Origin of the sequence: Acetobacter sp. DmW_136, assembly GCF_008690365.1 — a bacterium.
In the GTDB taxonomy this organism is placed as follows: Bacteria; Pseudomonadota; Alphaproteobacteria; order Acetobacterales; family Acetobacteraceae; genus Acetobacter; species Acetobacter oryzifermentans.
Genome location: NZ_VHON01000030.1, coordinates 52780 through 77234, shown reverse-complemented (window position 1 = coordinate 77234; position 24455 = coordinate 52780). Strand labels below are relative to the sequence as shown.

General features: G+C 52.4%; 19 protein-coding genes and 1 tRNA gene. 15 read left to right on the top strand and 5 right to left on the bottom strand.

Annotation, left to right across the window (positions count from 1 at the left end):
• Positions 1–19 precede the first annotated feature (19 nt).
• Genes FKW31_RS10720 through FKW31_RS10705 form a run of 4 tightly spaced genes read left to right on the top strand, consistent with a single transcriptional unit; the run spans position 20 to position 6526 of the window.
• Complete coding sequence (locus FKW31_RS10720) at positions 20–1831, top strand: class I SAM-dependent DNA methyltransferase (protein WP_150178550.1); 1812 nt, start codon at positions 20–22, stop codon at positions 1829–1831.
• Positions 1828–2514, top strand: coding sequence for a restriction endonuclease subunit S (locus FKW31_RS10715; protein WP_150178542.1), 687 nt, complete (start codon positions 1828–1830; stop codon positions 2512–2514). Before FKW31_RS10720 ends, FKW31_RS10715 begins: the two co-directional genes overlap by 4 nt.
• Positions 2511–3458, top strand: coding sequence for a GIY-YIG nuclease family protein (locus FKW31_RS10710; RefSeq protein WP_150178541.1), 948 nt, complete (start codon positions 2511–2513; stop codon positions 3456–3458). Before FKW31_RS10715 ends, FKW31_RS10710 begins: the two co-directional genes overlap by 4 nt.
• The gene (locus FKW31_RS10705; RefSeq protein WP_150178540.1) at positions 3455–6526 is read left to right on the top strand and encodes a type I restriction endonuclease subunit R; all 3072 of its coding nucleotides are present in this window, start codon (positions 3455–3457) and stop codon (positions 6524–6526) included. The genes FKW31_RS10710 and FKW31_RS10705 overlap by 4 nt, the downstream gene beginning before the upstream one ends.
• Positions 6527–6743: 217 nt before the next feature.
• On the opposite strand, the gene FKW31_RS10700 is transcribed toward FKW31_RS10705, so the two are convergent.
• Positions 6744–6818: transfer RNA gene (locus FKW31_RS10700), tRNA-Val, on the bottom strand.
• Positions 6819–6886: 68 nt separating this feature from the next.
• Between FKW31_RS10700 and FKW31_RS10695 the strand changes: the two genes are divergently transcribed.
• The 3 genes from FKW31_RS10695 (at position 6887) to FKW31_RS10685 (ending at position 10583) form a co-directional block, all read left to right on the top strand.
• Positions 6887–7813, top strand: a complete 927-nt coding sequence (locus FKW31_RS10695; protein WP_150178539.1) for an N-formylglutamate amidohydrolase — start codon at positions 6887–6889, stop codon at positions 7811–7813.
• A gap of 106 nt (positions 7814–7919) precedes the next feature.
• Positions 7920–9797, top strand: coding sequence for a molecular chaperone HtpG (gene htpG, locus FKW31_RS10690; protein WP_150178538.1), 1878 nt, complete (start codon positions 7920–7922; stop codon positions 9795–9797).
• 258 nt (positions 9798–10055) lie between these two features.
• Positions 10056–10583, top strand: coding sequence for a DUF2501 domain-containing protein (locus FKW31_RS10685; RefSeq protein WP_089178474.1), 528 nt, complete (start codon positions 10056–10058; stop codon positions 10581–10583).
• A 76-nt stretch (positions 10584–10659) separates the two neighbouring features.
• On the opposite strand, the gene mazG is transcribed toward FKW31_RS10685, so the two are convergent.
• Positions 10660–11574, bottom strand: coding sequence for a nucleoside triphosphate pyrophosphohydrolase (gene mazG / locus FKW31_RS10680; RefSeq protein ID WP_150178537.1), 915 nt, complete (start codon positions 11572–11574; stop codon positions 10660–10662).
• A gap of 143 nt (positions 11575–11717) precedes the next feature.
• On the opposite strand from mazG, the gene argC reads away from it, so the two are divergent.
• Both argC and FKW31_RS10670 read left to right on the top strand, forming a co-directional pair.
• A complete protein-coding gene (argC, locus tag FKW31_RS10675; protein WP_150178536.1) occupies positions 11718–12638 on the top strand; it encodes an N-acetyl-gamma-glutamyl-phosphate reductase in 921 nt (306 codons plus the stop codon).
• Positions 12639–12674: 36 nt separating this feature from the next.
• The gene (locus FKW31_RS10670; protein WP_150178535.1) at positions 12675–13406 is read left to right on the top strand and encodes an SDR family NAD(P)-dependent oxidoreductase; all 732 of its coding nucleotides are present in this window, start codon (positions 12675–12677) and stop codon (positions 13404–13406) included.
• A 104-nt stretch (positions 13407–13510) separates the two neighbouring features.
• On the opposite strand, the gene FKW31_RS10665 is transcribed toward FKW31_RS10670, so the two are convergent.
• Positions 13511–14905, bottom strand: coding sequence for a Hint domain-containing protein (locus FKW31_RS10665; RefSeq protein ID WP_150178534.1), 1395 nt, complete (start codon positions 14903–14905; stop codon positions 13511–13513).
• 282 nt (positions 14906–15187) lie between these two features.
• Here FKW31_RS10665 and FKW31_RS10660 point away from each other — a divergent pair, with 282 nt between their 5' ends.
• From FKW31_RS10660 to FKW31_RS10650, 3 genes are all read left to right on the top strand, one after another.
• Complete coding sequence (locus FKW31_RS10660; RefSeq protein ID WP_006116875.1) at positions 15188–15448, top strand: hypothetical protein; 261 nt, start codon at positions 15188–15190, stop codon at positions 15446–15448.
• A gap of 93 nt (positions 15449–15541) precedes the next feature.
• Positions 15542–16846, top strand: a complete 1305-nt coding sequence (locus FKW31_RS10655) for an HlyD family secretion protein (RefSeq protein WP_089178470.1) — start codon at positions 15542–15544, stop codon at positions 16844–16846.
• The gene (locus FKW31_RS10650; RefSeq protein WP_150178533.1) at positions 16846–19002 is read left to right on the top strand and encodes a peptidase domain-containing ABC transporter; all 2157 of its coding nucleotides are present in this window, start codon (positions 16846–16848) and stop codon (positions 19000–19002) included. The genes FKW31_RS10655 and FKW31_RS10650 overlap by 1 nt, the downstream gene beginning before the upstream one ends.
• Positions 19003–19011: 9 nt before the next feature.
• Here FKW31_RS10650 and FKW31_RS10645 read toward each other — a convergent pair whose 3' ends face one another.
• Positions 19012–19992: an MDR family oxidoreductase gene (locus FKW31_RS10645; RefSeq protein ID WP_150178532.1), complete on the bottom strand. Its 981-nt coding sequence runs from the start codon at positions 19990–19992 to the stop codon at positions 19012–19014.
• Between the two features lie 225 nt (positions 19993–20217).
• Here FKW31_RS10645 and FKW31_RS10640 point away from each other — a divergent pair, with 225 nt between their 5' ends.
• Together FKW31_RS10640 and FKW31_RS10635 are read left to right on the top strand one after the other, a co-directional pair.
• Entirely contained in the window at positions 20218–21540 is a 1323-nt protein-coding gene (locus FKW31_RS10640; protein WP_006116871.1) for a hemolysin family protein, read from the top strand.
• Positions 21537–22832 (top strand): histidine-type phosphatase, encoded by a 1296-nt coding sequence (locus FKW31_RS10635; protein ID WP_006116870.1) that lies wholly within the window; start codon positions 21537–21539, stop codon positions 22830–22832. Before FKW31_RS10640 ends, FKW31_RS10635 begins: the two co-directional genes overlap by 4 nt.
• A 48-nt stretch (positions 22833–22880) precedes the next feature.
• Here FKW31_RS10635 and FKW31_RS10630 read toward each other — a convergent pair whose 3' ends face one another.
• Complete coding sequence (locus FKW31_RS10630) at positions 22881–23747, bottom strand: hypothetical protein (protein ID WP_006116869.1); 867 nt, start codon at positions 23745–23747, stop codon at positions 22881–22883.
• A 219-nt stretch (positions 23748–23966) separates the two neighbouring features.
• Between FKW31_RS10630 and FKW31_RS10625 the strand changes: the two genes are divergently transcribed.
• Positions 23967–24410: a glycine zipper family protein gene (locus FKW31_RS10625; RefSeq protein ID WP_006116868.1), complete on the top strand. Its 444-nt coding sequence runs from the start codon at positions 23967–23969 to the stop codon at positions 24408–24410.
• The last annotated feature ends 45 nt before the right edge of the window (positions 24411–24455 follow it).

Sequence of the window (24455 nt, the reverse complement as noted above, 5' to 3'; positions counted from 1 at the left end):
CACTGCTTCCCTGTCCTCCATGATTTGGCAGGTCGCCGATCTCCTGCGAGGCGATTTCAAACCAGCCGAATACGGTCGGGTCATCCTGCCCTTTACCGTTCTGCGCCGCCTTGATGCCGTTCTGGCTCCAACCCGTGACAAGGTGCTGAAGGAAAAGGAGAAGTGGGAGAGCAAAGGGATCGACCCAATGTCTTTCATGGAGAAAGCCGCAGGTCTGCGGTTCGTAAATACGTCTGACTTCACGCTGAAAAGCGTGCTGGGCGATCCGGATAACCTGACCCAGAACCTTTCGGCTTATATCAACGCTTTCTCTCCCGCCGCCCGTGACATCTTCGACCACTTCCGCTTTACCGAACAGACAGATCGGCTGGCCAAAGCCAATCTCCTCTATCTGGTGCTCGAAAAATTCATCAGCTTCGACCTCAGCGATAAGGCCGTTGATAACCACCAGATGGGGCAGGTGTTCGAGGAACTGATCCGCAAATTTTCAGAAGCCTCCAACGAGACCGCTGGTGAGCACTTCACCCCGCGCGAAGTCATCAAATTGATGGTGAACCTCATCTTTGCCGAGGATGATGGCCTGCTGACCCCCGGCAACGCCGCCGTCCGCACCATCTATGACCCCACCGCTGGCACCGGCGGCATGCTCTCTGTCGCGGAAGAGTTCCTGCTCGACCACAATCCGGATGCGCGCCTGACCATGTTCGGGCAGGAGCTGAACCCCGAATCTTATGCCATCTGTAAAGCTGACATGCTGATCCGTAATCAGGACGTCAGCAACATCCGCCTCGGCAACACACTGTCCGATGATGAGCTGGCAGACTACAAATTCGATTACATGCTCTCCAATCCGCCCTTTGGCGTGGAGTGGAAAAAGGTCGAGAAGGCCGTTCGGGCCGAGCATGAAAAGCTGGGTTATAACGGGCGCTTCGGCCCCGGTCTGCCGCGTATCTCGGACGGCTCCATGCTGTTCCTGCTCCACCTTGTCCACAAGATGCGTCCGGCGAAGGACGGCGGCTCACGCTTCGGCATTGTCCTGAATGGTTCGCCCCTGTTCACTGGCGCTGCCGGTTCCGGCGAGTCCGAAATCCGCCGTTTTGTGCTGGAAGAAGATCTGGTTGAAGCCATCATCGCGCTGCCGACCGATATGTTCTTCAACACTGGCATCGCCACCTATGTCTGGGTGCTGACCAACCGCAAGCCCAAGAACCGTAAGGGCAAGGTGCAACTGATAGACGCCTCCTCCTTCTGGCAGAAAATGCGCAAAAGCCTCGGCTCTAAACGCAAGGAAATGGGGGAGGACGACATCACCCTCGTCACGCGCCTGTTCCGCGACGCGCAGGAGGCGCAGCTTGCCACCATCACTGCCGCGAACGGCACGCAAACACGCGCAGTCGTAACGCAGGGCGATACGCCACCGGAACCGCCCGAAGGCGGCAAGGTTCGGCTCGCGCCGTTGAGCCGCATCTTCAATAACAAGGATTTCGGTTATCAGACCATCACCGTGGAGCGCCCGCAACGCGATGAAGATGGCAATATCGTCCTCGGCCAGCGTGGTAAGATGAAGGGCAAGAAAATGCCCGATACCAGCTTGCGCGATACGGAAAACGTGCCGCTGAACGAGGACATTCACGCCTATTTCAAACGCGAAGTGCTGCCCCATGCCCCAGATGCGTGGATTGATGAGGACAAGACAAAGATCGGCTACGAAATTCCGTTCAACCGATATTTCTATGTGTTCGAGCCACCGCGCCCGCTTGCGGAGATTGATGCGGATTTGAAAGAGGTAACCGCGAAAATCATGACGATGCTTGGGGAGCTTTCGGTATGAGTTTCCCGAAATATCTTGCTTATAAGGACAGTGGAGTTGAGTGGATTGGGGAGATTCCGGTTGGTTGGGGTGTCCAGCCACTTAAACGATTGTTCTCTCTAAAAAACGGAGCAACTCCAAAATCTGATAAAAATGATTTCTGGGATGGTGAAATTACTTGGATCACACCAGCGGATTTAAATTCAGAACGGCCAGAGACTATTACGCACTCAAAAAGATATATTTCTGCAAAAGGTGCGGAAAGCTGTGCTGTCAGTATTGTTCCTGAAGATAGTATCATTATTTCAACCCGTGCGCCGATAGGAAGTCTTGGACTTTCTGGAGTGCCTTTGTGTACCAATCAAGGCTGTCGCTCGCTTATTCCTGCTAAAGGCGTATTATCCAGTTTCTTTCTTTATCTTCTTTACTCAGCAGTTCCTGAACTACAGATTCTTGGAAAGGGAACGACTTTTCTCGAATTATCTTCTGAAAGTCTGGCGTCGTTCCATGTCTGTTTTCCCCCACTCCCCGAACAGCAGGCAATAGCCAGTTTTCTGGACCGTGAGTGTGGGAAGATTGACGCCTTGGTTGAGGAACAAAAAACAATGCTTGTTCTTTGTAAGGAACGCCGCGCTGCCCTCATCTCCGCTGCCGTAACCGGTAAAATCGACGTTCGCGCCCAGAGCAAGGCCCTCGCAGCATGATCGACACCAAAGGCCGCTCTCTGGAGCTTTTTTATATCGACGGTCATCCGGACGGGATGATTACTGCCGAACTCTTCAACTGGACGGGGCATGTCTTCGTCACGCCTCGCACGCGCCTGACGGAGGCGCTCAAACGGGAGGAAGCGGGTTACGCCGGGGTTTATCTGCTGCTGGGTGAGAAAGAAGGGCAGGATTTCGCCTATATCGGGGAAGCCGAGGATCTCGGCGTCAGGCTGAAGCAGCACGCGGCGGCGAGTGACAAGGACTGGTGGGAGACGGCTGTTCTGGTTTCCGCCAGCGCGAACCGGCTGAACAAGGCGCATGTGAAATATCTGGAAGCGCGGCTTATCGCTATGGCGCGGGAGATCGGACATACACCGCTACACAACGGCAACTCCCCAAAGCTGCCGGGTCTGACAGAAGCGGATATCGCCAAGATGGAAGCGTTTCTTGCCAGTCTGATGGTGGTTTTGCCTGCTATCCGGGTGGATATGTTCATTCAGCGTAGCCGTCCGGCGGGCTCAACGACTTCAGTTGCCACCAGACAAGCAGTCGCGGTAAATGAACAAAGCTTAGATTTAGAACCAGAGTTCATTCTCAAATATCCGAAATATGAAATAGAGGCGCATGCTGTCTTACAGGATGGCGAATTTATCGTTCTAACCGGTTCTCGTCTCTACCCGTGTTGGCAAGGGAAGGAAGGAACGAGCTATCACCCACTACGTGATGAACTGGAGAGAGGCGGTGTTATAAGATCTGAGGGTCAGTCCGCTGTATTTGTGAAAGATTATGCTTTTTCCAGCCCAAGTGCGGCTGCCGCAATCATCTATGGACGTCCCGCGAATGGCCCTGACAAGTGGCATCAGGTCCACTCTGGGATCACTTATAAAGAATGGGAAAATCGTCAGCTTGATGCTCTTCCCACAGAGGATGCAGCTGAATGACCGATCTTCACAAGGAACACCATCTAGAATCCGAAATCTGCGATTACCTTGGGCGCTCTGGCTGGCTTTACGAGGAAGGCTCGGCGGCCCGATATGACGTGGGGCTGGCGTTGTTCCCTGAAGACCTGCTGGCATGGGTGCGCGAATGCGAGCCCGATGCGTGGGAGAGGCTGGAAAAAACGCACGGCGGCTCAGCGGGGGCTGTGCTGTGCCAGCGGGTGCGGGATGCGCTGAACACACGGGGCGCGCTGGTTGTTCTGCGGGACGGGCTGGACATTATCGGACTGACAAAAACACTGAAAATCTGTCAGTTCCGTCCGGCTCTAACGATGAACCCGCATTTGCAGCATCGTTATGACGCCAATCGCCTGCGCGTTGTACGACAGGTGCGTTATTCGTCCAGTAACGGCAATGAGCTGGATCTGGTACTGTTTCTGAATGGCGTTCCGGTTGCGACCGCCGAACTGAAATCAAACTACACTCAGTCAGTTCAGGATGCGGTGGAGCAGTATTGCACCGACCGCCTGCCAAAACCGCCGGGAAAGCCTGCGGAGCCGCTGCTTTCGGTACCTGGTGGCGCGGTCGTGCATTTTGCTGTCAGCAACAGCGATGTGATGATGTGCACGCATCTGGATGGCGCGCACAGCCGCTTCCTGCCGTTCAACCAAGGGAACGCTGGCGGTGCGGGCAATCCCGGCACTACGGCGTATCTGTGGCAGGAGGTCTGGCAGCCGGGCTCATGGCTGGATATTCTGGGCCGCTACGTCATTCCGGTGAAGAAAAAGGGGAAGATCGCGGGTTGGATCTTTCCGCGCTATCATCAGCTTGCCGCCACACGGCTGCTGGTTTCCACTATTCTGGAGGAAGGGCCGGGGCAGCGTTACCTAATCCAGCACTCTGCCGGGTCAGGCAAGACAAACTCCATCGCATGGACGGCACATTTTCTGTCCGACCTGCATGACGCTCACAATCACAAGCTATTCGATACGGTCATCGTGGTGTCAGACCGTACTGTGCTGGATCGGCAGCTTTCGGAAACCATTGAGAGCTTCGAGCGCACGCGTGGGGTGGTGGCGTCGATCTCTGGCAACGGGGGCAGCAAGAGCCAAGAACTTGCGGCGGCCCTGCATACCGGCAAGAAAATCATCATCTGCACGATTCAGACCTTTCCATTCGCTCTGGAAGAAATCCGTAAGCTTGCGGCAGCCGAGGGCAAGCATTTCGTCGTGATTGCTGATGAGGCTCATTCCTCCCAGACCGGCACTTCGGCCAGTAAACTCAAGGCTGCTCTTTCCGCCGGTGAACTGGCGGAGCTTGCGGACGGTGGGGAGATCAGCACGGAAGACCTGCTGGCGGCGGAAATGGCGCAGAGGACGGCAGCAGACGCTGGCATTTCCTTCATTGCGTTCACGGCTACGCCAAAGGCCAAAACGCTGGAACTGTTCGGGCGCTTGCCGCATCCGGATCAGCCCAAGAGCAAAAACAATAAGCCTGAGGCGTTCCATGTCTATTCCATGCGGCAGGCTATCGAAGAAGGCTTTATCCTCAATGTGTTGCAGAATTACGTGTCCTGGAAACAGGCATTTCGCCTGAGCCAGAACGGGCAGATTCTGGATGACACAGAAGTCGAGGCTTCGGAGGCAAAGAAAGCGCTGATGAAGTGGGTACGCCTGCATCCCACCAACATCGCCGCGCGCGTGCAGATTGTGGTGGAGCACTTCCGCCAAAATGTGCAGCCTCTCCTTGGCGGCAAGGCCCGCGCCATGGTCGTGACGGCCAGCCGCAAGGAGGCCGTGCGCTGGAAACTGGCTATGGATCGTTATGTGAAGGAAAAGCATTATCCCTTCGGGCTTCTCGCAGCATTCTCGGGCGAAGTGGATGACCCAGAAAGTGGTCCGGAGCCCTTTACGGAAAGCAATATCAACCCGGCACTCAAAGGGCGCGACCTGAGGGAAGTCTTTGCCGAAGATCCATGGCGCATTCTAATTGTGGCGAACAAGTTCCAGACGGGTTTCGATCAGCCATTGCTATGCGGCATGTATGTGGATCGTAAGCTCGGCGGGATTCAGGCCGTGCAGACGCTTTCACGCCTGAATCGCTGCTATCCGGGCAAGGACATGACCTTCGTTGTCGACTTCGAGAACGATCCCGAAGACATCCTCAAGGCGTTCCAGCAATATTACACGAAGGCCGAACTGGCGGACCTCAGTGACCCGAACTGCGTGGTGAACCTGCGCCACAAGCTGGATGATACCGGGCTGTATGATCAGCCTGAAGTGGATCGGGTGGCTCATATCCTCGCAAACCCCAAAGCGTTACAGCAGCAGCTTGATGCGGCCATTGTGCCGGTCAGTTCTCGTGTGCTGGGCCGCTATCGCGAGGCGCGGAAAATCATTCAGGACGAACCGGAAGGTTCACAGGAATGGAAGGAAGCGAAGGAGCGGATTGACGGACTGGCCCAGTTCCGGAGTGATCTGGCATCTTACGTGCGGATGTACGAGTTTTTCAGTCAGATGCTGAACTATGGCAATCCGGATTATGAAAAGCTTTACCTGTTCGCAAAAATGCTGTGGCCTCTGCTGAAGTTCGACCGTGAGCGTGAAACCATTGATACGACGACTTTGCGTTTGACGCATCACCGTATGAAAGACCTTGGCAAGCAGAAGCTTGGACTGAAGAACGAAACCGGTGATGGGCTGGAACCGATAAAGGAAGCCGGTTCGGGACAACCGCAGGACAAAGTGAAGGTGCAGCTTTCCCGCATCATTGACGCGATCAATGATCTGTTCCAGGGCGATCTGACAGATGGTGACAAGGTGGCGTTTGTCACTGGGCTGGAAACCAAGTTGGCAGAATCAGAAAAATTGCGGGAGCAGGCAAAGGCGAACACAAAAGATCAGTTCGCCAACTCACCGGACCTTCAGGAAGAAGGGCTGAACGCGACCATTGAGCTGATGGAAGCTCATGAAAAAATGGGCAAACAGTTGCTGAACGATAACTCGCTGTTGCGTGCTGTTATTGCCGCCATCGTAAAGCAGGGCGGGCTATGGGAGGGATTTCAAGGGTAAAGCTGGTCGGAAAATTTGAGGTGGCTCATCTTGAATGTGGGTGAATGGCTCTGGGTCTTGCTGTCTCCACAAAACCCGGAGCAATTCACTTTACTTCTGAGTGGTACGGATCTGGCACGAGCATAGACACCGAATAATGGTAATTAATGCCACTATAGAATATGATTTTTCAGGGAGAGTTATGCTCAAAATCCGCAGAAAACTGCCGGGTAACAGATGGTGGGCGCAACAGGGATTGAACCTGTGACCCCTACCATGTCAAGATAGTGCTCTACCGCTGAGCTATGCGCCCATCTGTAACCGTGGGCCGCCTTTTATCCTTCTTGCGTGGCAAACGCAACCCCTTAGAATAGCGGCAACATGAAAAATCTTGCCCACTCCCTGCTGCCTCGCCATTTGGCACGTTTGCTGGAAAACGCACCACAGACAGATTTGCCAGATCAGGCAGGCCGGGCTATCTCCCCTGCTCCGTTTAAGGTGCAAGGTACCGTGGGCGCGCCTATTGTGCTGGCTTCTCCGCATTCCGGGCAGTTTTATCCAGAAACCTTTGTGCAAAACGCCCGTCAGCCGCTTTCTGTCTTACGTAGTGGAGAGGATAGCCATATTCACCTTTTGGCAGAACAGGCACACGCGCTAGGGCCTGCTTTGCTGCATGCTACCTTCCCCCGTGTGTTTTGCGATGTAAATCGTGGCGCGTGGGATCTCGATACCCGCATGTTTCACGGCCCCATTCCCGCTTTTGTGCGCCCTACAGAGCGTGGTCTTGCTGGCCTTGGCTCCATTCCGCGCATCGTAGGTAACAGAAAACCCATTTACTGGCACCGTCTACCCTTTATGGAAGCCGCCTTGCGCATCCGCCATTACTGGATGCCTTACCACGCAGCATTGGCCGATATGCTGGAAAAAACACGCGCAAAACACGGCATCTGCCTGCTGCTAGACTTACATTCCATGCCCGATATGCCAGAAACTGCCTGCCCAGACTTTGTATTGGGCGATGCCCACGGCACCACATGCCACCCAGATATTATCAGCGCAGCCGAACAAACCTTGCAGAATTTAGGCTTTCGTACCACGCGCAACCAGCCTTATGCAGGCGGATATATCACTCGCCATTACGGCAGACCGCAGCAAAACCTGCATGCCCTGCAAATTGAAATGCGTAGAAGCCTGTACATGGACGAAGAAACCCACATCTGCCACGCAGGCTTTGCTCCGCTCTCCAACGCATTGGCGCGTGTTACAGAAAAACTGTTGAAGCTCTTTCCCGCATCTCACGGTTTATAGAAAAGAAGCATGCGCATTATCTCACGGAGTGGATATTGAAAATGCGGCTTAACCACCACATCTGATAATCACATATAAAGCAAACAATGCATTACAGGACGTAAACATGACAGAAACAACCCAGAACACCACACCCAATGCCGAAACGCGGGAGTTTAGTGCAGAAGTTGGGCGAATGCTGGATCTGGTTGTCCACTCTCTCTATTCTGAAAGAGAAATTTTCCTGCGCGAACTGGTGGCCAACGCGGCAGACGCCACAGACCGCAGGCGCTTTGAAGCCCTGACAGATGGTGCCCGCGCCCTGCCAGAAGATGCCAAAATTCACATTAACCCTGACAAAGATGCGCGCCTGTTAACCATTACCGATGATGGTTCGGGCATGACCAAGGAAGAATTGATTAACAACCTTGGCACCATTGCCCGCTCTGGCACCCGTGCTTTTGGCCAGCAGCTTGAAAACGCAAAACCGGAAGATCGCCCCAGCCTGATTGGTCAGTTTGGCGTAGGCTTTTATGCGGCCTTTATGGTGGCGGATAAAGTGGATGTGGTTTCTCGCCGTGCCGGATCTGATGAAGCATGGCGCTGGACTTCTGATGGGCGTGGATCTTACACACTGGAACCCACCACGCGGGACAAGCCGGGTACAGATATTACCCTGCACATCAAGTCTGACGCTGAAGAGTTTCTGGATCCTACCCGTCTGCAAACTGTTATCCGCAAATGGTCGGACAATATTGCATGGCCTGTTACCATTCTGCATGATGGCAAAGAAGAAACAGCCAACGAAGGCAAGGCCCTTTGGCTAAAACCCAAAAGTGACATTACAGAAGAACAGCTAGAAGAATTCTACCGCCATCTCACCCATAATTTTGATAAACCGTGGGATACGTTGCATTGGCGCGCAGAAGGCACCATTGAATTTGCAGCCCTGCTGTTTATCCCTTCCATGCGGCCTTTTGAGTTTGCGGAACAAACGCGTGAAAGCAAGCTGCGCCTGCATGTGCGCCGCATGTTTATTACCGATGAAGCCGAAATTCTGCCGCCATGGCTGCGCTTTGTGCAGGGTGTTGTAGATACGGAAGATCTGCCGCTTAACGTCTCGCGCGAAATGTTGCAGGCCACACCTGTTCTGGCCCGTATCCGCAAGGCAGTTACAAGCAAGGTGATGGGTGAACTCAAAACCCGCGCCAAAGATGCCGAAAGCTACGCTGCATTTTGGGAAAACTTTGGCCCAGTTCTGAAAGAAGGCATGTGGGATGACCCCACACACCGTACAGAAGTTGCCGCACTCAGCCGCTTCCGTTCCAGCGCCGTGGATGGTCTGACATCTCTGGATGAGTATGTCAGCCGCATGAAGCCAGAACAGGATGCCATCTACTACGTAACAGGTGACAGCGCAGAAGTGCTGGCAGCATCTCCGCAGATTGAAGGCTTCAAGGCGCGCGGTGTGGAAGTGCTGCTGTTGTCTGACCCAGTGGATTCCTTCTGGCCGGATCGTCTGGGCACGTATGAGGGCAAAACCCTGCGCAACGTGGCACAGGGTATGACTGATCTGGAAAAATTTGGCGCGCCAGAAGAAACATCAGCCGAAAAAGCAGATATGGAAACTCTGATTCCAGCTCTGAAGGACGCACTCGGGCAAGATGTTTCAGACGTATGCGCCACAGACCGTCTGGTTTCCAGCGCAATGGTGTTGAGTGCGCCAGAAGGTGGGCCTGATCTGCAATTACGCAAGCTCATGCAACGCAGTGGGCAGAGCATGCCAGAAGCTGCACCCATTCTGGAACTCAACCCGGCTCATCCTATCGTGCACACGCTGGCGCAAAAGGTAAAAGCGGGGGAAAAGGTAGATACTCTGGCCCATATCCTGCTGGATGTTGCCAGTATCCAGAATGGTGAGACACCCAAGGATGTAAATGCCTTTTCTCGCCGTCTGATGGAATATCTGGCACAGGATGCAAAGCCTGAGGCCCCAAAAGCCTGAGACCCGGCTTCACAAAATATTTATATGTTTCAGAAAGGCCCGGTTCTGCCGGGCCTTTCCTTTTTATAGCACAAACTTTTCAAAAACATCATGACAGCAACGCCACAGAAATATCTGGCGGATGACACTCAAAAAGAACTTTTCCCGCTCTGGTGCATTCTAGTGGGCAGAACCCGCTATTGAGCTTTTATTACAAAAAGGTAGCGGCACTTTTTGAATAAGACCTGTTGTATGGAAAATTTTGAAAGGGCTATCTAAATGTTCTCCACTAAAAAAACAATAATGGCTGCAAGCTGTATTCTGGGGCTAAGCGCCGCAAGCATGACACAAGCACAGGACATGCCTTCTCATCTTCCAGCAGGCACCACATTTCCTGCCACTCCTGCCGGTTCCCTTCCGGTAACAGATCCTGCTCATCCGGCTTCTGCTCCTACTAATGGTGCGCAGGTTGTGGGCAATGTTTCGGGCACCTCTACCACCTCCACTCCTGGCGTTTTGGGAGAAGGCGGCCTGCCATCAATAGAAAACGCAAGCACCGGAAATGTGGCGGGACTGCTTTCCTATTGCGTGCATAAAAATTATGCCTCTGGCACCACACCACGCAGCGTTGCACGCAATCTTTCCAAACGGCCTGATGTACGAAACGATCAAGGTTACTCTTTGGGCGGGCAAGGGCTACTGCAAAACAGCACTTCCAAACCCTTTGATATTGCCACGCTTGACCTTTCCAAGCGCGTAAAGCTGTGCAGTGACCTCACAAAAAAAGGCCAAAGCCTGACAGACTAATACTCTATAATGCACGGGGCATGCCGTAACAGGCTGCCCCACATGAGGGATATACCAAGCCCACCCGCGGCAGGCATTATTTTTTGTTTTCTGCTTCTAATTTTTTGACACTTTCCCAAATATCATCAAGCACTTCTACGCTTTGGTCAGACATAGAAAGCCCCTGCTCTGCCAGAACAACCTCTACCCCTTCAAACCTACGGGTGAATTTGTCACACGCTTGACGCAAGCAGGCTTCCGGGTCCAGCTTTAGCCGCCGTGCCAAACTGGCAATAGAAAACAAAACATCGCCAAGCTCATCCTGCATGCGTTCACGGTTGCCAGCTTCCAGTTCAACAGAAAACTCTTCAATTTCCTCATGAACCTTGGCCACTACGCCAGAAATATCTGGCCAATCAAACCCCACACGGGCAGCCCGCGCAGCCAATTTGGAAGCGCGCAATAACGCAGGCAATGCTGGCGGCACACCAGCCAAGGCTCCTGGCACTGCTGCCCCTCTGCCATTCTTCTGCCTGGCATTGCGGCGGCGTTCCTGCTCTTTTAGCATTTCCCACTGGCCGGGAATATCCTGTTTTGGCTTAGGAGAATCAGTTACGGTTTGATCTTCCAGCACATCGGCACCAAACACCACATGCGGGTGGCGGCGGATCATCTTTTCCGTAATCATGCGTGCTACGGTTGCAAAATCAAACTGCCCTTCTTCCTGTGCAAGCTGGGCCTGATACACCACCTGTAACAGCAGATCTCCCAGTTCATCAGGAAACGCATTCCAATCCTGTTTTTGTATGGCATCCAGCACTTCATACGCCTCTTCAATGGCATAGGGAGCTATGGTTTCATGCGTTTGCTCTCTATCCCACGGGCAGCCTTCCTTGGGGTCTCGCAAGCGGGCCATAAGGGCGAGCAGACGTTGCAGTTCGTATGCGGCCTGTTGGCTGCTGCCCTGTTTTGCAGTTTCTGCCGGTTGCCTTGGCGTAGGTGAAGTGACCATGCTTGTTTCTGCCTTTGGTTTGCATACATACACCGCAGCCCGGTGCAAAAGATATGATGGCATTTTGCCATAAACAGCCGCGCCGTCTATGCGGCAGCAGCCAGAAAGCCTAATCTGCCGCCAGAACCAGAATGAGGTAAGGCATGACACAGAAACCCGTAATCTTTATTGATGGCGAAGCCGGCACAACAGGGCTTGAAATTCGCGAACGCCTTGCCCCTTTGCCTGTCACACTCCATTCCATAGATCACGCACAGCGGAAAGACCCGGCCGCCCGTAAGGAAGCCATGCAGGCCGCAGATCTGGTTGTGCTGTGCCTGCCCGATGATGCATCGCGCGAGGCAGTTGAAATGGCTGCCGGGTTAGGCGATGCGGCGCCGCGCATTCTGGATGCCAGCACAGCTTTCCGCACAGCACCCGGCTGGGTTTATGGTTTTCCCGAACTAGAAGTCGGACAGGCTGAAGCCATTGCCATTGCCCCCCGCGTTGCCAACCCCGGTTGTTACCCCACAGGGGCCATTGCCCTGCTGCGCCCATTGCTTGATGCTGGCATTATGGATGCACGTTACCCCGTGTGCATTAACGCCATTAGCGGATACTCTGGCGGGGGCCGCAGCATGATTGAAGCACATGAGCGCGATGGCGGCCCAGCATTTGAACTGTATGGCCTGAAGCTTGAGCATAAGCATGTACCCGAAATTCACCAGCACGCGGGGCTTAAGCGCAGGCCAGTTTTTGTGCCATCTGTTGGGCACTTTGCACGCGGCATGATTGTTTCCATTCCGCTGCATCTGGATGATCTGAACGGAAACGTGAGCGGGGAAGACCTGCACAACATTCTGGAAAAACATTACACAGGGCAAGACCATGTGCGTGTGCTGGCCGCAGAGCCAAAATTTTCTGCCGAAGCCCTTGCTGGAAGCGACAGAATGGAACTGCGCGTGCATGCCAATACCCAAAACCGGCAGGCGTTGCTTACGGCCCGTTTGGATAATCTGGGCAAAGGGGCATCTGGTGCCGCGTTACAGAACATCCGGCTGATGCTGGGCCTGAACGCACCCTGATCCTGCCCACACAAAACAAAAGAAAGGTTAAAAACTATGAGCAACCGTGTTGCGCTTGTAACCGGCGGAAGCCGAGGCATTGGTGCCGCTATTGTTGAGGCTCTGGCAAAAGATGGCTACGATATTGCTCTCTCTTACGCCAACAATGCAGATGCGGCCGAAAAAATTGCCCAAAAGGTGCGTGCACTGGGCCGCAAGGCAATCACCATTAAAGCCAACGGAGCCACAGTAGAAGGCAACAAGGCTGTTATTGCCAAAACCATTGCAGATTTTGGCCGTATTGATGCGCTTGTGTGCAATGCGGGCATGTTCCCTTACGGCCCAATTCATGAAACCAGCGTTGAAGATATTGAAAAAGTTCTCAACCTGAATGTGCGTGCTGTTATGATTGAAACAGCAGAAGCCGCAAAGCACATGCAAAAAGGTGGCCGCCTTATTTTTATAGGTTCTGCTTTTGGTGCACGCGCGCCCTTCCCCGGTATTTCTCTTTACGCCACAACAAAAGCTGCGCTTCGCGGTTTTGCCAAGGGTGTTGCGCGTGATCTTGGGCCAAAAGGCATTACAGCCAACGTGGTAGAACCCGGCCCAATTGATACGGACATGAACCCGGCTGAAGGCGAAGTTGCAAAACTGATCAGCAGCTTTGTGGCGACCGGTGCTTATGGCACGGTGGCGGATATTGCCTCTACAGTTGCCTTTCTTGCCAGCCCACAGGCTGAATACATTACAGGCGCGGCCATTCCGGTAGATGGTGGATTAGAAGCTTAAAGCCTTCCACTTTTTCTAACGAAGTTTTATTTAGAGCCCCAGCATCCATTTTTAGGATGCTGGGGCTTTTTTGTTAAGCCGGGCAAAAAACCTTGCCGCAGAAATTATGCTGACAGCGCTACATCTTCCTGCTGATCGACACACACAACATACGGGCCGGATGCTCGGATTTCTAAACTGAGAATACCCATTTTGTTTGTAGCAATGTTAAGCAGTGGCAAAACGGCATTGCCATCTGTCCATGCGCAATCTTGCCACCCCATATCATGCCACCCTTCTGGCTTAGAGGCCGCCAGATGCTCCGTAACCTGCTGTGATGCCCGGATAGAACCAAAATGGATTTTGCCAACAGCAACACCCATTTGGCGGCGGTCATCTACAAACGGGCCGATAGAATCACAAGGACGGCTGGAGCGAGAAACCACACGCACACTTTCCACCCCTGCTGGGAGCATGAAGCTGTAAGTGTTCTCGGATTTTTTGAAAGGGTAAATAGTCGCCCCAGCATTTGTAATGAGCTTAATATCTGGATCTTCAATAAGAACCTTTGGTTCTGCGCGATTTTCAATTCCCAGATTTTTTGCTCTTTCTTCAATTTTTTGAAAAATTGGTTCAACAAACTCACGCTGAACACCCAATGGCGCAGCGGCATCTTGCTGCCAGTTTTTCTGTTTGCCACCAATTCTGATAACTTTGCCAGCCGACTGGAAGTTACGACGATTTCCTGTATCCAGATAGCTTTCAGTCAGCATACCATCTGCCATGATAACGGAATGTTTGTCCGTTTCAATATGGTAGTAATTATAAGATGTCACGCTTGTATCATAATAAATGGATCGACCATTTACCAACATACGGGCAGGAACAAACTTTCCTTCCACAAACAGACAATGTTCAGATGTTATCAACATATCTTTAAAAGGTACGTTTTCTGAAATAGAATTTTTTAAAACACGTACAGGATATCCGGCCTGATCTTCTGGCAAATTGCCATTAACAACAACACGTGCTGTTCCGGCCCATACAACTTCTTTTTGTTCTTCTTTACCATCCATAAAAACAGAAATCATTCTACCGGGGACAATATCCTGCACCGGCACATATCCATTTTCTGTTTTTATGAATGAATCTTTCAAAAAACACGCAAATGTATCGCTATACGTCCCATCTGTTGTAATATTTGTAACTTGATACGCCCCAGATAAGCTATGCGTAATGTTTAACGGATTACTAACTGTAGCTGTATCTGGTATCACAACGTAAAGGTTCTGGTTTGTATAACCACTACCTGCGTTAAGATCCGTGCTGATAATTGTTTCTTTATTTGTTGGATCATACGTTGCGTATAAATCAGATGTGGTAATCGAAAGATCTAATGTAAAATGATAATCAGATGGATTGCTAATTTTATAATAATTAGAACCCGTCATTGCAGATGCACCAGAAAGAGAGACATCCTGATCTGGTAAGGTAATTTCTATAGTATTTGAATCTGACATCTGAGAATCACCATATAAATTTCATGAAAACACATCAAAATGTAAGAGTTTTTTATCTGCGCTCATGAATGCAAAAATCACATACCTGATTTGATTATTTATTTTTGATAAGTATTAGTGAACAAAATAAATACGCATTGTGTAATATATAATTTTTTATTTGTCTAATTTCTTAAGTGTTCTTCTGTTATTTACTTTACTATACTATTGTCAGAAAATATATTTTGCCAGAATATAGGTTTGCCGCAATGGCACAACTTTCTTGGTCTAAGGTGAAAACCTATGAAAACTCTGAACGATTCCGAAATCGCTATGGTTGCTGGCGGTACGCTGGGCGATGCTCTGGGTACCACACTGACAGACACACTGGCTGGTCTGGATGTTGGCCTGGCTACCATTCTTGGCGGCGTGAACAGCACGGTTAATGCTCTGGTTCCTGCTGCAACAAGCGGCGTGACCACGATTGCTGATGGCCTGCTGACGGGTCTGGACGCCACAACCAATGGCGTAACCTCCCTGTTGGGTGACATTCTGAAAGTTTAATTTCAGGAATTTCCAGGCGGTTTTCAAAAAGCCGCCTGGTTATTTTACAAAAACACTAAGTGGTAAAACTTTGCACTCTTCAAAAAAGCCTGCATGAGTTCGAACCTTTTTAGGCGCGAGGTTCTAGACGCGCGGCGCCAATCATGGCTTGGGCAGGTTCAGGCCTCTCAACCGCTTTCCATCCGAATTGCGGCGTGGTTTACGCTCGCCCTTGTGATGCTGGCCATTCTCTACACCATCTGGGGTGTTTATACCCGGCGTGTGCATGCCACCGGATTGATGGTTCCTCCTTCAGGCCTCATTACCGTTAACGCCAATACAACTGGCACCATAGCCCGGCAAAACGCCATAGAAGGCCGCCATGTTAAAAAAGGTGATGTGCTGTTCACGATAGATCTGGAAGCCACATCCGCATCAGGCCCTACGCAGGAGCATATTCTTTCTCAACTGCGCCACCAGCGTGATCTGTTGCAGCAGCAAAAGGACATTCGTGCCAAGGATGCTCCCGTAGAAAAACAATCTATGGTAACCCAAATCCGTTATCTTAACCAGCAACACCAACATATCGGGCACCAGCTTGATAATGATGCCCATGTGCTGCCCGTGGTGGAAGCTGCCGTCCGCCGTATGCAAACGGCACAATCCGCGCATTTGGTAACAGAAACACAATTCCAGAGCCAACTTTATACCTATGCCCAACTGCTCAGCAGTCACGCACAGTTTTTGCAAAGTTATACAGATACAGAAGGAAAGATTGCAGACCTTACCACAAAGCTGATCCGCTATGATGGCCAACTGGCGCACGATCTGAACGACCTGGATAAACAAATTGCCCAGATTGACCAACAGATTGCCGAAAGCGAAGGCCACCAAAGCAGTATTATATTGGCCCCAGATGATGGCACCCTTACTGCCGTCCGCGTTAATCCCGGCCAACAGGTTTCCTCCGGCACCCCCCTGCTCACCCTATTGCCCACAGGCCATGCTTTAGAAGCTGAACTGTATGTTAGCTCTGCTTCTATAGGGTTTTTGCATGAGGGCGAACCTGTTTTGCTGCGCTATGCGGCCTTTCCCTATCAGCGCTTTGGCCTGTACCGCGGCCATGTCAGTGAGATCACGCGCGCACCCGTAACGGCAACAGATGGCACAGGCCAAAAAGCCGCTCCTTCAGACAAAGACAAAACACAATCGCAAAATCCGGGGCAGGATATCTATCGCATTCGTGTGCGCCCAGATCAGCAATTTGTAGAAGCCTATGGCCAACACAAACCCCTTGAAGCGGGCATGGAAGTGGAAGCCGATATCGCCATTGATACCCGCAGGCTCTACCAGTGGATTTTCGATCCCGTTATCAGCATGCGTGATGATTTTTACGCCGTGAGCGGAGGATTGAGGTAATGGGCATCACCCTCAAATCCCTTGAATTCGGATGGCGTTCGCGCACTCCTGTCATCTTGCAGGTAGAAGCCGCGGAATGTGGGCTGGCCTGCCTGGCCATGATTATGGGCCATTATGGCAACCAGATTGATCTGGCCACGCTGCGCAGGCGTTATTCCATATCTGTTAAAGGTGTTACGCTGCGCGATCTTATCGCTACGGCCGATACGGTGGGCCTATCTACCCGCGCCGTGCGGCTGGAACTGGAAGATCTGCCCAACCTGCGCATGCCCTGCATTTTGCACTGGAGCATGAACCACTTTGTGGTGCTTACACAGGTTAAGGGCAACAAAGTTACCATTCATGACCCAGCAGTGGGCCGCCGCACGCTCAGCATGGGCGAAGTCTCACGCGAGTTTACGGGCATTGCCCTAGAAGCCACCCCTAATGACAGCTTCCGCCGCGAGGATGACCGTGAAACTCTACGCCTGCGCGATCTGTTCCGCCATGTCGCAGGGCTGCGCCCGGCGCTGATGGTGCTGGGGACGCTTTCCCTTGGGCTGGAAGTTATTGCGTTAGTCATGCCCATGGTTTCGCAGGTAGTGATTGATGAAGTGGTGGTAACGGCTGATCACGAACTGCTTATCACCATTGCTTGCGGTATGGCCCTGCTTCTGCTCTTGCAGATGCTTATTGGCTGCGTACGCCAATGGGCCGTGCTGCTTCTGAGCACACGGGTTGGCTTGCAATGGAATACCAGCCTGTTCGACCACCTCTCCCGCTTGCCGCTGGATTACTTCTCCAAACGCCATGTGGGCGATGTGCTCTCGCGCTTTAACGCATTGGGCACCATCCAGAAAACCATTACCACCGATATGGTGCAAACAGTCATGGATGGGCTGATGGCTGTGGGAATGGCCATCATGCTGTTTATTTATGGTGGCTGGCTGGGCATGGTGGCTATGGTGGCCACAGGGCTGGATGTGCTCTTGCGCCTGATCACCTACCGCATCTACCGCGAGGCATCTGAAGAACAGATTGTTATTGATGCCCGCCAGCAAAGCCATTTTATAGAAACCCTACGCGGCATGGCCAGCGTGAAGCTTTTGGGCCTGCGTGAGCGCCGCCGCACCACATGGCTAAACCTTTTAGTGGACAGCATTAACATCCGCCTGCGCCTGCAACGCTATGATCTGATTTATGGCCGCATGGGCGATCTGATTTTTGGCGCCGACCGTCTGATTATGATGGTGCTGGGTGCAGGCGCAGTAATGAGCGGCCACATGACAGTTGGTATGCTGGTAGCGTTTCTCTCCTACAAAGATCAATTCGCCACACGCATTGGCAACCTGATCAGCAGCGGCTTCCAGATACGCATGCTCAATGTGCAAACAGACCGCTTGTCTGACATTGTGATGACAGACCCGGAAGCCACAAGTACCACGGCGGCCATTCCTCCGCCCCGTCTGGATGAACAACCAGCCGGTGGCACGCTCAGTTGCTCCGGCCTATCTGCCCGCTACGGCACGCAGGACCCGTGGATCTTCCGCAACATCTCGCTAGAAGTGCCAGCCGGCAGCAGTGTAGCCATAGTTGGCCCTTCAGGCTGTGGCAAAACTACCTTTCTCAAAGCTCTGATGGGGCTGATGGAAACGCAGGAAGGCAGCATCCGGCTGGATGGCGCGGATCTGGAAAGCCTGACGCTTGAAGGCTATCGCAACCGCATTGCTGGAGTATTGCAGGATGATGGCCTGTTCTCCGGCTCCATTGCCGACAATATCAGCGGATTCTCCGAACAGGTGGATGAAGCATGGCTGGTGGAATGCGCCACCCGCGCAGCCATTATTGATGATATCAAGCGGATGCCCATGGGGTTTGAAACCCTGGTAGGTGATATGGGCAGCGGGCTTTCTGGCGGACAGAAGCAGCGTGTCATTCTGGCTCGTGCGCTTTATCGTAAACCTGAAATCCTGTTTCTGGATGAAGCCACCAGCCATCTGGATGAACTTACCGAGCGCAGGGTAGCCGAAGCCCTGCGCGACATGAATGTAACCCGCATTATGGTTGCACATCGCCCGGCAACCATCGCACATGCGGATACCATCTATATCTTCCAGCCCGGTGGCGTGCTGACGCAATACCAGCCACCCAATACACAGAACAGGGCGGCATCTTAACCTTTTGGCTTAGGGAATGCGTACAACCAGCCGCCCCCGCACATGGCCAGCCAGAAGCATATCTGCGGCCTGCGGCGCTTCCGCCAGATCAATCTCACGCACCATATCATCAAGCTGCCGGGAGGGTATCAGTTCAGCCAGACGCGCCCATGCATCCTGGCGCTCCCGCCGGGGGCATTGCACACTATCAATGCCCACCAAGGTAACGCCTCGCAAAATAAATGGGGCCACTGTTGCGGGAAAATCCATCCCTCCGGCCAACCCGCAGGCCGTTACCACCCCTTGTGGGCGCATACTTGCACAAACAGAGGCCAAAACCTGCCCCCCCACAACATCAACCGCACCTGCCCAGCGGGCTTTTTCCAACGGGCGGGATGGCGTGGTAAAATGCGCGCGTGGCAATACTTCCGCAGCTCCCAAACTGTGCAGATAAGGTTGTTCCTCCAACCGCCCGGTTACCGCCACAACCTGATACCCCAACCGGGAGAGCAGCATGATAGCCACGCTACCAACCCCGCCACTCGCGCCTGTTACCAGCACCGGCCCACTTGCGGGTTCCACCCCTTCTCTCTGAAGGGCCTGCACACATAACATGGCTGTAAAGCCAGCCGTGCCAAGCGCCATAACCTGCCGCCCGTTCAACCCCAATGGTTGCGGCACAGCCCATAAGCCCGGCACACGGGCCAATTGGGCAAAACCTCCCCAGCGGCTTTCCCCCAAGCCATGGCCGGTTACAATAACATCCTGCCCGACAGGAACCGCAGGGTGGGCAGAAGCCTCTACCCGACCGGCCAGATCAATACCCGGCACCATAGGCCAGTTGCGTATGATCGGGCCCTTGCCTGTAAGTGCTAACGCATCCTTATAATTAAGGGATGACCACTGCACCCGAATTGTTACATCCCCTTCTGGCAGGTCTGCTTCTGCCAGTTCGCGCAGCGTAACCCGCTGGCCAGTTTCTGTTTTTTCTACATACAGGGCTTTAAACATGTTTTTTTCACCGCTGGTTAAGCTTTTGCCACCCATCAACCGGCCAAAATTTGGGGCACGGTACGCATTACACCAACGCCTGCAAAGCCCATCTGTGCCTGCATGACAGTATTTTGAAGTTTCTTCTCATTCCGGTTGGGATCAAAAATTAAACTAGGTATCTGTTCGGCCTGCGGGTATAGATGAAACCACCATTACAGGTTTCACTTTATTTCGGACGTTCTCTTGTTCCTGTTTATTATGGGTCTGCTGACCCTTGTCCTGCTGATTGCTGTCAGCATCCTCATTTCACTTTCCGAGATATCCTTCGCAGCTGCGCGGGAGGTCAGGCTTCGCAGTCGTGCAGAAGCCGGAGATAAACGTGCACAGGCCTTTCTGGCCCTGCGCCGTAACAGCGGGCAGGTTATGACTGCCATCCAGATCTGCCTGAACGGTGTGGGGATTCTGGGCGGTATTGCCAGCTCCGAAATGTTCACCCCGCCTGTAACCGAATTTTTAAGCCGCTGGGGTATGTCAGACTGGTGGGCACAAAATCTGGCCTCCACCTTCAGCTTTATTTTTGTAACCGGCGCCTTTGTTCTGTTTGCAGATCTGCTGCCCAAGCGCGTTGCCATGAACAACCCGGACAAAGTAGCCATGGCGGTTGGGTGGTTCCCCCGCGTGGCGCTACGGGTGCTGTATCCGTTTGTGTGGATTTTCTCCAAAATTTCTGATGCCATTTTGCATGCACTGAAAATCCCGGCTGCTTCTGCGGTGGAACCCATAACACCGGAAGACCTGCACGCCATTCTGGCCGCTGGCACGGCATCCGGCGTGCTGCTGCAACAGGAACACCAGATGATTGAGAACGTGCTGGCCCTACAGGCACGTTCCGTTACCTCCGCCATGACACCGCGTGATGAAATTATCTTTCTGGATATTCAGGACACGCCCGAACATAACCACGAAAAGGTACGCACCAATCCTTATTCCCGCTATCCGCTGTGCAACGGCGGATTGGACAAGGTTATTGGCTCCATCCGTGCAGAAGACGTTCTGGCATCTGTGGTGGACCCTTCCATTGCGCCTTCTGGCCGCCCCCACAGCAACCCCATTGCCCGGATGCGGCGTGAAGTTCTCTCTGTTCCCGAAACACTCAACCTTTGGGATACGCTGGCCCAGTTTGATACCCACGGCACCGGCTTTGCCCTGATAGTTAATGAATATGGGCTGGTTGTGGGGCTAATTACCTTTAAAGACATTATGGGCGTGCTGATGGATGGGTTGGCCAGCCCGTTTGAAGAACAGGCCATTGTAAAGCGTGATGAAAACTCGTGGCTGGTAGATGGCGCAGCCCCGATTGGGGATGTTATCCGAGAACTGCATGTGTTGGATTTGCCCGATAGCGAGCAGTTTGACACAATCGGCGGCTTTATTATGCACCGTCTGCGCCGTATGGCCCGCAAGGCAGACCGGGTAGATGCCGCTGGTTTCCGCTTTGAAGTGGTGGATGTGGAAGGGTTCCGTATCAACCAGTTGCTTGTGACACGTATGACCGAGACCTCATGAATTTTTCCTATTTCCGTTCCTCCGCTTTGCTTCTTGCCTGCCTTCTGGGCACTTCACTTTCAGCCTTTTCACCCACAATCGCTATTTCAGAAGCATCTGCTGCACAGGCGAATACCTCTGAGGCGACATTAGAACGGGTTGTGCTGGTTTCCCGCCACGGAATCCGCAGCCCAACAAAACCTTTAGACAAGCTAGAAAAAAAGACCCGCCACACATGGACACCATGGCCTGTGCCCCCTGGTGAGATGACAGCACATGGCCAGTTTGATCTTGGCCTTATGGGGCAATTTTTAAAAAGCTATTACCACATTGCCAGCAGAGATGCTGCGGCCCGTTGCCTGCCAGAACAACCAGCTTTTATATGGGCAGATTCCGCCAGCAGCCGCACGCAGCACAGTGGCGATATTCTGGCTGCTGCATTAAGCGATGGATGCCAGACACAGGCCCGCTCCATGCCTGCCAAAACGCATGATCTGCTGTTTAACGCTTTAGCCGCTAAAAAAACGACACTGGACACAGATGACGTTGAAAAAGCCCTAGATCCAGAACGCATGCCGGATACGCAACTGCCGCCACCTGTGCAATCCGGCGTCCAAACCTTGCAAACTCTGTTCGCCCCTAGCGCATGCACCACGGGCGCAACCCCATGTTTTTTCAAGCATGCGCCCCTCTCATGGAAAAAAGGTGCGCCTCATGCAGAAAACGGATTGGCATTAGGTTCTACTGTTTCAGAAGCCCTGTTGCTGGAATATGCGCAGGGGCTCCCTTCTTCCATAACCGCAGCAAATACAGATGCCGTGCATACGCTCAACAGTGTTCTGCCTGTGCATAATTATCAAAGTGCGCGTATGCGCCGCGCCCCTGCCATTGCCATCCCACGTGGCGGCAAACTGGCCCAAGCTATTCTAACACTATTGAATGAACAGCCCCTGACCTTGCCAGATGGCAATGTGCTGCCTACGCAAGCCCGTGTGGTTATGTTTGCCGGGCACGATACCACGTTGGACATGCTGACAACGCTATTTGGGCTGGATTGGACCTTTACAGACCAACCAGACCCCACAGCCCCAGATACAACACTGGCTTTTGAAACATGGAAGCACCCTGATGGACGCAAAGAAATCCGCTTTGCTGTTTTCCATCAATCTCTCGCCCAACTGCGAGATGGCCTGAAGCTAGACAACGTTCCGGGGCAAGGTGCGCCTCTGCCCTTAACCAGCACACTTTGTAACCAACCCAAAAACGAAACCTGCTGGCTGGAAAACTTAAGCCAACACGTGCCACAACATTAACGCAGGATAGCCTATGCATCGGAACACCAGTGCATAGGCCAAAGCATTTTACTTGATCGGTTTAAGAAACCGAAATAACGAGCGCGTAATTTTGTTACCCTTGTAACGCACCTGCGTTTTTTTGGGTAAAACGCCAAAATGTTCTTTTACCCGATAGGTATCTAGGCTGAACCCGGCTTCCAGTGCTTCCTTATAAAGCTCATCAAACTTCTGTTGCAGATCCGGGCGCGGATGATTGTAAATTGTGCCATCAAACCAGTGTTTGCGGTCTTCACCATTTAAGCGCTGCAAAGAATATTTATGGGAAAACTGCGTACCCATATCTGAATAATGCAGGAATTTTAGCGCTTCCAACGGCATGCCATCGCCATCCAGATTGCTAAAGGCGGGATCTAGTGGCTGAATATATTCGGGATGCTTTTCAAAAAACGTTTTCAGCTTTTTATGAGCCGATGCGTCTTTTTTAATTTCCGCTAACGGGGGCAGAAGCTTCATGGCGGCTTCGCAATCCCACATCAGGGTGCCCAGCCGCAAATCTCGCCCTTGGCCAGATGCCAGCATCACCTTGCCTTCTGGAATAGGCAGGTTCCATAGCTTTGCAATATCTGAAAGGGCAAAAATATCAGCATCCATATACAGCGCACGCCCCTTGCCGCCACAATAGGCAGGAATACCCCAACGGAAGCCAGAAAACGGCGTTGGCCATTCCGTCGTGTTCCAGCCTTCTTCCGGCTTAAAGCCAGAATACCAGAAACTCGAAGGATCACGCGTAAGCTGCATGAAAGTAATATCAACCGGAAGACTACTATATTTTGTAATACTATAGTGTAACACCATTAACTGTTCTAGGTCGCAATCGTTTGGATCACATCCAATAAACAGTTTAACTACGGCATTCATTCGTAAGTCTTTCATATTGATTTTTTGTTATTAGAATAAACGTTTGCATAACAGAAAGAGCCAACGTTTCAAACGGAAGTAAGGCTAGTTTATTTTTTAATGACTGCTGAGCTGTTTATCTTGTAAGAAAACTCTGCCTGATCATATTTTCATTCTTTCTTTTCCTTAAAAATGGCATGATTATCTACCATATATACGCATGTATCATGGCTTATATACAAAGGACAAATATACATGAAGCTTCATAAAGCGGCGTTTGCCTTCCTGCCGGCTCTTTTGCTTGCAGCTTGCGCTGAAACACCTATGGGCCCTACCGCACAGGTATTGCCCGGCCCCGGCAAAGATTACGGCACCTTTTTGCAGGAACAAAATTTCTGCCGCTCTCAGGCTGCTGCTGCTGTGCATGGTCAGGCAGGTAGCCAGAATCGGAAGGCCCTCTATGGTGGGCTGGCAACCACTGCGCTGGGCGCAGGCTTGGGTGCTGCTGTTGGTGGTGGCACAGGCGCTGGTATTGGTGCAGCCGCAGGTGCTTTGGGGGGTGGCCTTGGTGGCAGTGCTTATTCCAACAGCCAGCAAGGTGGCATTCAGACCCAGTACAACAATGCGTATGTAGCCTGCATGGTTGCCTACAAAAACGTGCTGCCTGCCCCCAATGCTGGTTATATGCCGCAGCAGTAAAAACTACGCTTTATCTTAGCTCACACGCGTTTTGTGGGCTGATAA